This is a genomic window from Maridesulfovibrio sp. FT414 (assembly GCF_050916235.1).
Lineage (GTDB): Bacteria > Desulfobacterota > Desulfovibrionia > Desulfovibrionales > Desulfovibrionaceae > Maridesulfovibrio.
Map to the genome: position 1 here is coordinate 237,968 of NZ_CP104854.1, position 12,326 is coordinate 250,293.

General features: G+C 51.7%; 12 protein-coding genes. 4 read left to right on the plus strand and 8 right to left on the minus strand.

Annotation, left to right across the window (positions count from 1 at the left end; genetic code table 11):
• Positions 1-27: 27 nt before the first annotated feature.
• The 4 genes from N7E73_RS01075 (at position 28) to N7E73_RS01090 (ending at position 4,552) form a co-directional block, all read left to right on the plus strand.
• Positions 28-1,125 carry an ABC transporter ATP-binding protein gene (locus N7E73_RS01075; RefSeq protein ID WP_432736896.1) on the plus strand — a complete coding sequence of 366 codons (1,098 nt, stop codon included), beginning with the start codon at positions 28-30 and terminating at the stop codon, positions 1,123-1,125.
• Between the two features lie 85 nt (positions 1,126-1,210).
• Positions 1,211-2,470: an ABC transporter substrate-binding protein gene (locus N7E73_RS01080; protein ID WP_432736897.1), complete on the plus strand. Its 1,260-nt coding sequence runs from the start codon at positions 1,211-1,213 to the stop codon at positions 2,468-2,470.
• Between the two features lie 113 nt (positions 2,471-2,583).
• Positions 2,584-3,702, plus strand: coding sequence for a carbohydrate ABC transporter permease (locus tag N7E73_RS01085; RefSeq protein ID WP_432736899.1), 1,119 nt, complete (start codon positions 2,584-2,586; stop codon positions 3,700-3,702).
• 4 nt (positions 3,703-3,706) lie between these two features.
• On the plus strand, positions 3,707-4,552 hold the full coding sequence (locus tag N7E73_RS01090) for a carbohydrate ABC transporter permease (protein ID WP_432736901.1): 846 nt from the start codon (positions 3,707-3,709) through the stop codon (positions 4,550-4,552).
• 104 nt (positions 4,553-4,656) lie between these two features.
• Here N7E73_RS01090 and N7E73_RS01095 read toward each other — a convergent pair whose 3' ends face one another.
• The 8 genes from N7E73_RS01095 to N7E73_RS01130 form a co-directional block, all read right to left on the minus strand.
• Positions 4,657-5,007 carry a 50S ribosome-binding protein YggL gene (locus tag N7E73_RS01095; protein WP_432736903.1) on the minus strand — a complete coding sequence of 117 codons (351 nt, stop codon included), beginning with the start codon at positions 5,005-5,007 and terminating at the stop codon, positions 4,657-4,659.
• An 836-nt stretch (positions 5,008-5,843) separates the two neighbouring features.
• Positions 5,844-7,046 carry a [FeFe] hydrogenase H-cluster maturation GTPase HydF gene (gene hydF / locus N7E73_RS01100; RefSeq protein WP_432736904.1) on the minus strand — a complete coding sequence of 401 codons (1,203 nt, stop codon included), beginning with the start codon at positions 7,044-7,046 and terminating at the stop codon, positions 5,844-5,846.
• On the minus strand, positions 7,039-8,043 hold the full coding sequence (gene hydE / locus N7E73_RS01105; protein ID WP_432736905.1) for a [FeFe] hydrogenase H-cluster radical SAM maturase HydE: 1,005 nt from the start codon (positions 8,041-8,043) through the stop codon (positions 7,039-7,041). Before hydE ends, hydF begins: the two co-directional genes overlap by 8 nt.
• 1 nt (position 8,044) lies before the next feature.
• Entirely contained in the window at positions 8,045-8,629 is a 585-nt protein-coding gene (locus N7E73_RS01110) for a hypothetical protein (protein ID WP_432736906.1), read from the minus strand.
• Positions 8,629-10,065 carry an aspartate ammonia-lyase gene (locus tag N7E73_RS01115; protein WP_432736907.1) on the minus strand — a complete coding sequence of 479 codons (1,437 nt, stop codon included), beginning with the start codon at positions 10,063-10,065 and terminating at the stop codon, positions 8,629-8,631. Before N7E73_RS01115 ends, N7E73_RS01110 begins: the two co-directional genes overlap by 1 nt.
• Positions 10,066-10,082: 17 nt before the next feature.
• Positions 10,083-11,507: a [FeFe] hydrogenase H-cluster radical SAM maturase HydG gene (hydG, locus tag N7E73_RS01120; RefSeq protein ID WP_432736908.1), complete on the minus strand. Its 1,425-nt coding sequence runs from the start codon at positions 11,505-11,507 to the stop codon at positions 10,083-10,085.
• A gap of 14 nt (positions 11,508-11,521) precedes the next feature.
• Complete coding sequence (locus N7E73_RS01125) at positions 11,522-11,764, minus strand: TM1266 family iron-only hydrogenase system putative regulator (RefSeq protein WP_432736910.1); 243 nt, start codon at positions 11,762-11,764, stop codon at positions 11,522-11,524.
• Between the two features lie 219 nt (positions 11,765-11,983).
• Positions 11,984-12,322, minus strand: a complete 339-nt coding sequence (locus tag N7E73_RS01130; RefSeq protein ID WP_432736911.1) for an iron hydrogenase small subunit — start codon at positions 12,320-12,322, stop codon at positions 11,984-11,986.
• Between the last annotated feature and the right edge of the window lie 4 nt (positions 12,323-12,326).

Sequence of the window (12,326 nt, forward strand, 5' to 3'; positions counted from 1 at the left end):
GCCAAAACCGATCAAGGCGAGAGAGACATGGCAAACGTAGAACTTAAGAGTGTGGTCAAGCGTTATGGATCAGTGGAGGTCATTCACGGGGTGGACCTCTCCGTCAAGGATAACGAGTTCATTGTTCTCGTCGGCCCTTCCGGTTGCGGGAAATCCACCCTGCTGCGCATGGTCGCCGGGCTGGAAGATATAAGCGACGGCGACATAAGCATCGGCGACAGGATCGTTACCAACGTATCCCCCAAGGACCGCAATGTGGCCATGGTTTTCCAGAACTACGCCCTCTACCCGCACATGACTGTAAGCGAGAACATGGGGTTCTCCCTGAAAATGCATAAGAAAAGCAAGGAAGAAACCGACAGAAGGGTTCTGGATGTCGCCAAAATCCTGGAGCTGGAACCGTATCTCCAGCGCAAACCGTCGGAACTGTCGGGCGGACAGCGTCAGCGCGTGGCAATGGGCCGGGCCATGGTACGCAACCCGGACGTATTCCTTTTCGACGAACCTCTTTCCAACCTTGACGCACAATTGAGAACGCAAATGCGCATGGAACTGCGCAAGATGCATATGCAGCTCAAGACCACCACCATCTACGTGACCCATGACCAGATAGAGGCCATGACCCTTGCCGACCGCATTGTCATCCTCAAGGACGGATACATCCAGCAGGTCGGAAGTCCGGTGGAAGTTTTTGAAAAACCAAGCAATGTCTTTGTGGCCCGATTCATTGGCAACCCTCCCATGAACATACTCGAAGGCGTCATTGAGGTAATCGACGGCAAAAGGTTCGCGGTCATCGGCAAAACCAGATTTCCTGTGCAGGATCATCAGGGTCCGAACCTTAGGAACGGAGACCAGGTTCTGGCCGGAATACGCCCCGACTCCATCAAGATGGGCCAGAATATAGAACGGCTGCAAAAGGACTGGTGGTGCAGCGGAGAGGTCGTGGTTTCGGAAATACTTGGAGCCCACTCTCTGCTTGAAATCATCATTGACGGTGAAAACGAACTGATCGCCGAGGTTGAAGGACGCATTGTTGCCCACCCCGGAGAAACGGTTCCCATCGGATTCGAATTCGACCGCATGGTGCTCTTCGACCCGGAAACAAAAGAGGCGCTTTACTAGGGTTTCCCGGTAAGGCGACAATTATAAGCGATTACGGTTATAAGTTTGGATGTTGTTTGTTTTCTTAACTTTTTAGGAGGAATCCATGAAAAAAATGGCGAAGTTGTGTCTGGTGGTTGCCGCAGCTTTGATGCTGGCTGTTCCGCAGGTCTCCATGGCCAAAGAACTCAGCGGCGATCTCGAAATCTTTTCCTGGTGGGCCGGTGACGAAGGCCCGGCTCTGCAGGCCCTGATCAAGCAGTACAAAGCCAAAAATCCCAATGTAAAAGTTATCGACGCTACCGTTACCGGCGGTTCCGGCGTTAACGCCAAGGCCGTTCTGAAGACCCGCATGCTCGGTAACGAGCCTCCGGACAGCTTTCAGGTTCACGCAGGTCAGGAACTCATCGGTACCTGGGTAAAGGCTGACCGTATGGAAGACCTTACCTTCCTGTTCAAGGATCAGGGCTGGATGGACGCTTTCCCCGAAGGGCTGGTCAAGCTCATCGGTACCGACAAGGGCATCTGGTCCGTGCCGGTAAACATCCACCGTTCCAACGTAATGTGGTACATCCCTGCCAACCTCAAGAAATGGGGCGTTGAAGCACCCAAGACCTGGGATGATTTCCTGAAAATCGCTCCCAAACTCCAGAAGGAAGGCATCGTGCCCCTGGCACTGGCCCAGAACTGGACCGCCAACCACCTCTGGGAATCCGTTGCACTTGCCTCCATGGGCCCAGACAACTGGGATGCCCTCTGGGCCGGCAAGCTGAGATTCGACAGCCCTGAAGTAGTAAAGGCATGGGAACTCTTCGGCAAGATCCTCCAGTACACCAACACCGACGCTCCTTCCCTGTCCTGGCAGCAGGCCACCGACATGGTTATCGACGGACGCGCCGCCTTCAACATAATGGGCGACTGGGCCGCAGGCTACATGGTCACCACCAAGAAGATGGCTCCCGGCACCGATTTCGGCTGGGCAGCTTCTCCTGACAGTGATGGCGAATTCATGTTCCTCGCCGACTCCTTCGGCCTGCCCAAGGGTGCACCCAACCGGGACAACGCCATTGCGTGGCTCGAGATTCTGGGTTCCAAGGAAGGCAGTGATGCATTCAACCCCCTCAAGGGCTCCATCTCCGCACGCAAGGACTCCGACCTGAGCAAGTACAACGCCTACCTGCAGTCCGCAGCCAAGGACTTCAGCAAGGACCGCGTTGTAGGTTCTCTGGCACACGGTGTTGCCGCCAACGAAACCTTCATGGGCGGATTCTCTCAGGTCATGGAAATGTTCCTGAAGACCAAAAACGCCAACGCCGTAGCCAAGGCTTGCCAGCAGCTTGCAGACAAAGCCCAGATCGGCAAATAGACCGACAGGCGGACTAATGAAAGAGAAGGCTTCAGGGGCTTGATCCCCTTAGGCCAACAGAAAGAAAAAGCCGCGCCGCTTAAGGCGGCGCGGCTCTTAGAAAGGGGCGGTTTATGCGGGAAGCTTCACGGGACAGACTCAAGGCGTTTTTTACGCTTCTGCCATCAATTATACTGATCGCCGTATTCGTCTACGGGTTCATCGGCAACACCATCTGGATTTCTATGACCGACTGGGGCGGAATGGGGTCACTGGCCCTTAATCCTCAAATGAACTTCGTAGGACTCGACAACTATACGGACCTGTTTACCGGATTCCTTTCCGCGGGCTTCAGGCAGGATCTCGTCAACGCGGTGTACTACTCAATAATGCTGCTTGCCGGGGCCATCGGGCTGGGCATGTTCATCGCCATCCTGCTGGACCAGAAGCCCAAAGGTGAAGACCTGCTGCGCACAATCTTCCTTTACCCCATGTCCCTTTCATTCATAGTTTCAGGAACCATCTGGCGCTGGCTTCTTGCCCCGCAGGGCGGCGTCAACGTGCTCCCGACCTATTTCGGATTCAAGGCCCTTAATTTCCAGTGGACGTCATCACCCAAGGCAATTCTTGAATTCAACTGGCAGAACCTGTTCCAGATAATCATCTACATTGCAGCCTTCATCCTTATTCTGGTCGGGCTGTTCCTGCTCAAAAACAATCCCCAACGGGCAATGAAACGCTGGCTAGCCCCGGGGGTAGTAATCGGCGCTTTTGCATGGCTAGGCAGCAGCCTCATCCCGCAGGCACTGTTCATGGAAGAAATGCACGGGTTCAACCTCGCCACCCTGGGTATCATCATCGCAACGGTCTGGCAGTATGCCGGATACACAATGGCCCTGTATCTTGCAGGCTTTAACGGCATATCTCAGGATCTGCGCGATGCCGCAATGCTCGACGGAGCTGACACCGTCGCCTACTACCGCCACGTAGCCATTCCCATGCTCAAACCCATCACCATCAGTGCGGTCATCATCCTCTCGCATATCTCACTCAAGATGTTCGACATAATTTTCGCCATGACCGGCCCGGACAATGCCCAGACAGGGCACCCGGCACTCAACATGTATATGACCACCTTCCGGGCCAACGACTTTGCCCGCGGTGCGGCCATTGCAATCGTGCTCTTCCTTGTGGCAGGGACATTCATCGTCCCCTACGTGATCAGTCAGTACAAGCAAAGGACCAGAGGTTAGCAACATGAGCACAGCTGTAACCAACAAATCCGGCGGAATCACTCCCGGCTCCATCCTGCTTTACGGGACCCTCATACTGCTGGCCCTGTTCTTTCTAATGCCCGCGTATATGGCACTTGTCACAGCCCTCAAGCCACCGGCAGACATAAGCCTGCCCACTGCATGGGAACTGCCTGATAAGTTCCACTGGTCAAGCTTTTCTGATGCACTGAGCCTTCTGAAGCCGAACATCGTGAGCTCGCTGATTCTTACGGTCTGCGCAACTATCCTTTCAACCGTACTCGGATCTCTTAACGGCTATGTCTTTTCAAAATGGAAATTCAAAGGCAGTGAGCTTATCTTCACCCTGTTCCTTTTCGGAATGTTCATTCCCTATCAGGTAATCCTGATCCCGCTGTTCCAGACCCTGCGGGCCATGAACCTGTACGGCGGACTTCCGGGCCTGATACTGGCCCACGTGGTTTACGGGCTGCCCATTACCTCGCTTATTTTCCGCAACTTCTATGCACAAATTCCCACGGCCCTGATTGAATCGGCACGGCTTGACGGAGCCGGGTTCTTCTCCATCTACACCCGCATTGTCTTCCCGCTGTCCATTCCGGGCTTTGTTGTAACCAGCCTGTGGCAGGTAACCCAGATCTGGAACGAGTTCCTCTGGGGTATCTGCCTTACCCGCCACGAAGACAACCCGATCACCGTCGGGCTGGCCCAGTTGGCTGGTGGTCAGGCCGTAAGCTGGAACCTGCCAATGGCGGGCTCCATCATGGCCGCGGTCCCGGTTCTGATGATCTACATTTTCCTCGGACGCTACTTCATCCGCGGCCTTCTTGCCGGGTCGGTCAAAGAGTAAGGATAAATACCATCGCAATATAAAAATAAAGGGCACTCTGAGTGCCCTTTATTTTTAACAGCTGCAGATATTCCTGCATTTAATTTTATAACTTGTCTTTTAACTCAGGATTTCTTTACCCAGTTTTCTTTAACACTGTCCAAATCAACATACCACGCATCAAACAGCGGTGTAATATAATACTCTACCACTTCAGGCTCTTTGATCAGCCACTGCTCAACAGCCGATCTTTGGGCTTCAGAAACCGATCCTCTGTAGGCCATGGCTGTCACAGAACCTTCATACTTATATGCCTGCCCTCCACCGCCGAAAGCGAGTTTATTCTCCTCAATGGCTTCCTCAATAAATCTATCGATAAAGCCTTCCCCGACCTGAGTTTCAAGACTATTTGTGAAATGTAAACCAACGTAACATATCATTTCCCTGAATTCGCCAAGTCTTTTCTTCTTTCTCAACCTTTTCCGCATTATCGCAATCCTTGATTACATATTATAAAATTAAGAATCCCGGAAAGAATACAATTCAGTCAACCAACAGAGTTTTGGCACAACTACGGCCAGTTATAGAACGTTACTCCCTGCTGACCATTCAGGCAAAGACTATTATTCTATGCCGTGGCAATTCTTCTTCGCTCACTAATATTAAGAAACGGGCTTAGACATACTCAGCCAGGAAGAAGGATCTTATCAAATACAACGCGACATTGTCCTTGAACTATCCCTATGCAAGACACCAGTCATCAAACATGGACGACTTTTGCAAACACTCTTCATCATATTTAGATCGCTTTTTAAAACTATGTACAGCCATAGTAATATTTTTTCTTGACTAGTAACACCAACAACTCTATCATCCATTTCAGAAAAACGGAACCTTGACTGGAAAGCGCTCCCTACCTCCCGTGTTTTCCGCTTTCTCAATAAAAAAGAGAACTACCTTCATCCTCAAGGCAAACTGTTTTTTTACTCCCACGGCAGTTCTAGCCTCCCTGTAGAGCCGACGCAGGCCCGATAGCGGCCGATCCCCGCTATCGGGCCTGAGGGAACTCCCTCATAACAGGCTGAATGGTTTCTGGCCTCAAAGACTTATCCTTGCGCTCTAGAAATAATCTTACCATGAACCCTGTTTACGATAGACATCTCTCCTTATTTGAAACACCGGCATTTTCGTTTTCCAACACCCAGATAAACTGAAATATTTCGAACTTTCGTGCCAATATAAAAAAACGGAACCATCCCAAGACAGGATGATTCCGCACGTTTAACAGGCTGTTAATTATGATAAAATACTTCTATAATTTAAACGGACGCACAACCCGATCCAGCACTCCCTGAACCTTGGAAATTGCCACTCCGTAGTTTGTCACAGGAATTCCGTTACGGTGGCATTCCCTGATGCGGCGAAGCATCTCGCTTCTGTTAAGCATGCAGGCCCCGCAATGAATTACCAATTTGAACCGTTCGAGATCCTCCGGAAAATCATGCCCGGAATACATCACAAAATTAATATCCTTGCCGGTGTACTGCCTTATCCAGCGCGGAATCTTGACCTGCCCTATATCATCAGCAACGGGATGATGTGAACAGGCTTCACCTATAAGGACCGTATCACCGTCCTCAAGGCTTTCGATAGCCTCAGCTCCTTTGACAAGGCTGGGCAGATCCCCTTTGTAGCGGGCAAAGAGGGTTGAAAAAGTTGTCAGCGGAATATCATCCGGCACATCCCCGGAAACACTCAGCACCACCTGAGAATCGGTAATGACAAGCGCTGGTTTGCGTTTCAGTGAGGCCAGAGTTTCCTCGATCTCCTTTTCCTTTACTGTGACTCCGACAGCATCACAGTCCAGAATCTCACGCAGAACCTGAACCTGCGGCAGAATCAACCGTCCTTTGGGAGCGGCAAGATCGATTGGAACAACGCAGACAACCCAGTCCCCTTCGCCGAAAAGATCTCCGGCAAGAACCGGGTCACTTTTCATTTCCTCAGGAGCCTGATCTATTATGGCTTCTTTCAGCGCGCTCACCGAACAGGATTCAAGAACGGAAACCCGGTAAAAAGGTATCCCACTGTTGCGACAGTAGCTCATATCTGTTTCGGTGGGTTCACGCAGGTCGTTCTTGTTGAAAACAACCATGAACGGAATATCCATCTGTCTGAGCTTTTCAATGATACCTGTTTCGTGATCGGTAAGTCCTTCTTCATCCACCACAACCAAAGCAAGGTCGGTACGGTTAAGGACCCTGTTGGTAGCCTTCACACGAAGCTCTCCGACCTCCCCGGAATCATCAAGTCCGGCGGTGTCGTAAAAAGTCACCGGGCCGAGCGGAAGCAGTTCGTAAGGCTTGGCAACCGGGTCTGTAGTTGTGCCCGGATGGTCCGAAACAATCGCCACCTCCTGCCCGGCAATGGCGTTTATCAGTGAAGACTTACCGGCATTTCGCTTGCCGACCAGCGTAATCACCATCCGTACGCCGCGGGGAGCCTTGTTAGACATAATGTGTTCTCCTTGAAGACCCTTTGGATGCTGAAGGAACGAAATTAAGAGAGCGTATCAACTCTTCTGCATAAAAAATGGAATCCGTTTCATCGACTGAAACGGAATTCTTGCCTGGATAAATATTATAGTCCCTGCGGTTGGAAGAAGGGGTAACAGACGGCATTATAACGTTGCAGCCTCGCAACAGTCCATTTGCCCGTCCGTCCCCATCAAAGGAATCCAGTGCCGATGTTGCCGGGATATTGGCCTGCGAATTGAGCAGCCTTGCAAGAGCCGTAAACCGGTAGGAAATATCTATGTCTCCTGCCGAAGCATCTGCAAACGGTGTCTGCGGATGGGGAACAAAAGGCCCGGCGGCAATCATGTCCAGCTCTAGTCCGGTCAGGAAAATCAGGTCTTCGGCAAGCTGTTCGATGCTGTAACCCGGAAGACCTATTATGATACCGGACCCGACCTCGTAACCGATTTCCTGCATGGCCCGCAGCAGCTCAAGCCGATCCTGCAATTTTTCACCGTTTCGGATATGCTCATAAATTCCGGAATCCGTAGTTTCAAGCTTCAGGAGGCAACGATCAGCACCGCAATGGAACCAGTGCTCATACTCCGCAACACTGCGATCCCCGAGCGAAAGGGTTACAGCCACATCATGCTCGGCCTTGATCCTTCGGACAATATCGGCAATCTGCAGAGCGGAATATCCAAGATCATCCCCCGACTGCAGAACAATCGTTCTCGCCCCAGCTTCGGCAGCAAAACCGGCCGCTTCGACGATAGTATCCGCATCCAGCCTATAACGGGTCACATTTGTATTCGGAGCACGCAGTCCGCAGTAACGGCAGCGCTTGATACAGACATTTGAAAATTCTACGATAGCCCTGAGATAGACTTCCCTGCCGAAACTACACTCCCTGACTCTGTCGGCTGAAGAGTACAGTTCTTCATCATTTCCGCCGTTCAGGTAAAACATAATTTCATCGCGCCCGATCACCGACATTTTATATATCCTTAGGCGGAATTCCGCTTTTCATGGCCACAACACATTCACTCACCAGCCTATAGGCAGCAGCAGCCTCCGCCTGTGCCTGCGCAGGAATACGCCCTTCTTCAGCCCACCCAAGAAGCCTCTCAACATCAGCAGAAACACGTCCCCAGAAACCTCCGGGAGCCGGGACAGAGGCATGGGAATACTGACCGAAGCAGATCTCATCATCAACAATGACTACAGGGAAACAAGGAAGCACTGAGGTAAAATGGACACGCACCTTTCCGGGATAACGCCTCGACAGATCCATCAGAAATTCAGCCGAACGGACAATTTCAGCCTCAACATCCTGCCGGGGAATACCGGACCGGAGAACTTCAAGAAAAGGAATTCTCCAAGGCTCATTTCCTCCGGGCAGCAAGGCAAGCACATCAAGCCTGCCAAAAGAACTACGTGCCAAAGCCTCCTCCAACCCGCTACGGTGCGGCTCAGACTCGGCAAAAGGACCGTAGACTGCAGCATGGAGAATTATCCTGCGCCTGGCCCCGGCAAACAATGCGGGAAACCCCAGCTCCCCTACTCCGCACACAAACTTCATTACGACTTGAACCTGTCCATTTCATCCGGAGTAAAGCCCTGCTTGCAGAGCCGTTGCGGGGATAGAATTTTATCAACCTCGTCCTGATCGGTAATCCCCCTAAACACAACCTCCTCCCGCAGGGAACGTCCGCTCTTGCGGCAACCTTCGAGGATTGTTTCCACGGTCTCATATCCAAGAAACGGGACAAGAACCGTTGCAAGTGCGGCACTTGATTCCACATGATCCCGGCATCTCTGAGCATCGGCAACTATTCCCTGAACGCAGTTACGGGCAAAACTGCGGGTCGCATTGACCAGCAGGCTCAGGGACCCCAGCAGATTCTGGGCAAGCAGCGGCATGAACTGATTAAGCTCCAACTGCCCCATGGACGCGGCAAGGGTAATTACCTGATCGTTCCCCATAACCTGAAGGGAGACCTGCGCTACCGCCTCCGGCATTACCGGATTAATCTTGCCGGCCATAATGGATGAACCGGCCTGAAGCGCCGGCAGTCCGATCTCGCCAAATGCCGTCTGAGGACCGCTGCCCAGCAGACGCAGATCGTTGGATATTTTCATGAGATTGACGGCGTAGGATTTCAGCATGCCGGAAACTTCCACCAGCGAATCAACATTCTGGGTGGCGTCAATCAGGTTTTCCGCCCTTGAAACAGGCAGCCCGGATATGTTCTTGAGTTCAGCCGCAACCCGCAACACGTAAGCACGCGGTGCTCCAAGCCCTGTTCCAATGGCAGTTCCACCGAGATTGACCTTCTTTATCCGTTCCCGACATTTGAAAATTCTCCAGCGATCCCGCGATACGGCCTCTGCGAATGCCCCGAAAGTCATTCCCAGAGTCATGGGTACGGCATCCATCAGCTGGGTCCGGCCCACCTTTACCACCTCGGAAAATTCGCTTTCCTTCTTCTGCAACTCTCCCTGAAGCAGCGAAACTTCTTTTTCAAGGTCGGTCAGCATTCCAAGCGCTGCCACCTTCAATGCGGTAGGAAACACATCGTTGGTGGACTGATGCATGTTCACGTGATGCACAGGGTGCACCAGAGCGTAATCACCAAGCTGTCCACCGAGAAGTTCAATGGCCCTGTTGGCGATGACTTCATTGATATTCATATTTGCGGAGGTTCCGGCCCCGCCTTGATACGGGTCAACCGTAAGACTATCGTCCAATAAACCGGAGGAAACATCCCTGCACGCGGTAATTACTGCCTTTCCTATCCGCTCCTCCATAAAACTCAGTTCAACATTGACTGCGGCGCAGGCTTCCTTGACCTGCGCAAAAGCGCGGATAAAGCGGGCGTGCATACGCAGGCCCGAAAGAGGAAAGTTGAGCATGGCACGCCTGGTATGGATGCCGTAGTACGCATCCGCCGGAATTTCCATTTCACCCAGACAATCCCTCTCAATACGGAAAGCAGCTTTTCCGGATTCAGACATGTTTCCTCCGGAATTCATTACAGATACAGATCGCGTTCGCCTTTCTCCATACGGGCAAGACGATCGGTCAGAAGTTTGCGACGCTCGGGATCAGAGTAGTTTTCCAGCTCTTTTCTGATCAGTTCTTCGCCTACCAGTTTCGTTTCATCGGAGGCGTAATCCTCAAGATATTCCTTGAAAGTAAGCAGTCCGTTAGGGAGGCAGAATTTCTGGATGAAACCGGTCTTGGCCAACTCCATAAAATGCTCGCCGGTGCGTCCCAGACGGTAACAGGCAGTACACCACGACGGAACATAGCCATGTTCACCAGCAACGGAGCGGATGGTTTCATCAAGGGAACGGCTGTCCCCGATGCAGAACTGCTGAACATCAGGACGATCGTACTCAGGATCGCTGTAGGCTCCGGGATAAGTGCGCGAACCACCGGAAAGCTGGGAGACACCAACCTCAAGAAGTTCCTTGCGGAAAGCGGCATTCTCGCGGGTAGTGAGAATCAGCCCGGTATAAGGAACAGCCAACCGGAGCACGGCAACGATTTTCTTGAAGTCATGGTTGGAAGACAGATAAGGAGGATTAAATGCCAGCTCCGATCCCTGTGCCGGTTCAATTCTCGGGAAAGATATGGTGTGAGGTCCAACACCGCAGTCATTTTCAAGCTGCCTGGCATGATAAAGCAGACCCATGACCTCAAAGATCGGGTCGAACAGGCCGAAGAGAGCGCCCATGCCCACGTCATCAATACCCGCTTCCATTGCCCGGTGCATGGCGTAAAGACGCCAGAGATAATCAGTCTTACGGCCGCCGGTATGATATTTACGGTACGTTTCCTGATGATAGGTCTCGTGGAAACACTGATAGGTTCCTATGCCGACTTCGTGCAGCTTACGGAATCCTTCCACATCAAGGGGAGCACAGTTGATGTTGACCCTGCGGATTTCGCCGCTCTTGCGGGACGTAACCGAATATACTTCACGAACGGTGCCCGCGATCCAAGCGGCATCATACTTGGGATGCTCGCCGTAGACCAGAAGGAGCCGCTTGTGTCCGAGATCTTCAAGGACCTCAACTTCACGGCGAATTTCCTCCGGGCTCAATGTTCTGCGATCCAGTTCCAGATTCCGGGCGTTAAAGCCGCAGTACTCGCACTGGTTTGCGCATTCGTTGGAAATGTAAAGAGGAGCAAAAACGACCAGTCTGTTACCGTATATGCCTTTCTTTACCTCGATTGCAGCCTGAAAAATTTCATTATCCAGATCAAGGTCCCTGTTCTTCAACAGCACTGCAGCTTCGAAGGGAGAGAGTCCTTTGCGTTCTCTGGCCTTTTGAAGCACATCGCGTACGAGGGATGATTCGGGATTACTGGCCTTCTCAATTTCCGACCAGATAAGCTCTTCATCAATAAAAGACTCAAGACCGGTTCCAAGGGAGATATTCTTATTCATGTCTGTATACTTTCCTATACAAGAAGTGATTTGACTTTTACGCCTTGCAGCATGCCCAGTTGCCCGGTCAATGCTCCGACCTCGTCCGTGGTTGCCTCGATAATTATACCGATGACATTCACGCCCTTGTCGCGGAAAGGAAGCCCCATGCGTCCGACAATTATATCTCCATGTTCACTCAGGGTCCGGTTGACCAAGGGTGCAGATTTATATCTATCTTTGATGGTTATTCCAATAATTCCCAAACGTTTATCCATTAATGACGCTCCGCTGCGGTCGAAATAAAGAAGCAACTGAAAGCTTCCGGAGCTTGCCGTAAAACCCCCTGAGGAAGTCAGGACGAACCCTTTTCCCCGGTAATTTACCGGTAAGAAAACACTGGCCTTTACGCACTCTACTGCGCATACGGCCCCCTTAACAGACGTCGGCCCTTGGGTCAGACTTTCATCCTTGCCGCAGGTTGACGCTGATGCATTTTACAGATTCAGTTTGATTCCCTTTTTCTTCAGGGCTTCAAGCTTGCTGCTGCGATCATAATAATGGGTATGAAGAAGCTCATGGGATTCATGTCCGCAGGGGCCTTCATGCAGGAAACCTTTTTTGGGATCGTAGATCTTCACGATCATGGGGTTATCCTGGGATTTTCTTAACTTATAAATGGCTGGGTTAGCATCGGCCGCGTAAACAGAGTTCTGGCGACGGGCTACCATATCCATGACATCCGCAACTGCTTCTTTGGCAATGTTTACACCCAGAACTGCGTATCCGGCCACCGCACCTGCGGCCTTGATGAAACTGCGTCTGCTGATTTTCATATCA

What these genes read in the sequence shown, in the direction of transcription:
- N7E73_RS01110 (WP_432736906.1), bottom strand. Translation starts at nt 8,629, where the DNA reads ATGAAGTTTGTGTGCGGAGTAGGGGAGCTGGGGTTTCCCGCATTGTTT.
- N7E73_RS01130 (WP_432736911.1), bottom strand. Translation starts at nt 12,322, where the DNA reads ATGAAAATCAGCAGACGCAGTTTCATCAAGGCCGCAGGTGCGGTGGCC.
- hydG (WP_432736908.1), bottom strand. Translation starts at nt 11,507, where the DNA reads ATGAATAAGAATATCTCCCTTGGAACCGGTCTTGAGTCTTTTATTGAT.
- N7E73_RS01085 (WP_432736899.1), top strand. Translation starts at nt 2,584, where the DNA reads ATGCGGGAAGCTTCACGGGACAGACTCAAGGCGTTTTTTACGCTTCTG.
- hydE (WP_432736905.1), bottom strand. Translation starts at nt 8,043, where the DNA reads ATGTCGGTGATCGGGCGCGATGAAATTATGTTTTACCTGAACGGCGGA.
- hydF (WP_432736904.1), bottom strand. Translation starts at nt 7,046, where the DNA reads ATGTCTAACAAGGCTCCCCGCGGCGTACGGATGGTGATTACGCTGGTC.
- N7E73_RS01125 (WP_432736910.1), bottom strand. Translation starts at nt 11,764, where the DNA reads ATGGATAAACGTTTGGGAATTATTGGAATAACCATCAAAGATAGATAT.
- N7E73_RS01075 (WP_432736896.1), top strand. Translation starts at nt 28, where the DNA reads ATGGCAAACGTAGAACTTAAGAGTGTGGTCAAGCGTTATGGATCAGTG.
- N7E73_RS01090 (WP_432736901.1), top strand. Translation starts at nt 3,707, where the DNA reads ATGAGCACAGCTGTAACCAACAAATCCGGCGGAATCACTCCCGGCTCC.
- N7E73_RS01115 (WP_432736907.1), bottom strand. Translation starts at nt 10,065, where the DNA reads ATGTCTGAATCCGGAAAAGCTGCTTTCCGTATTGAGAGGGATTGTCTG.
- N7E73_RS01080 (WP_432736897.1), top strand. Translation starts at nt 1,211, where the DNA reads ATGAAAAAAATGGCGAAGTTGTGTCTGGTGGTTGCCGCAGCTTTGATG.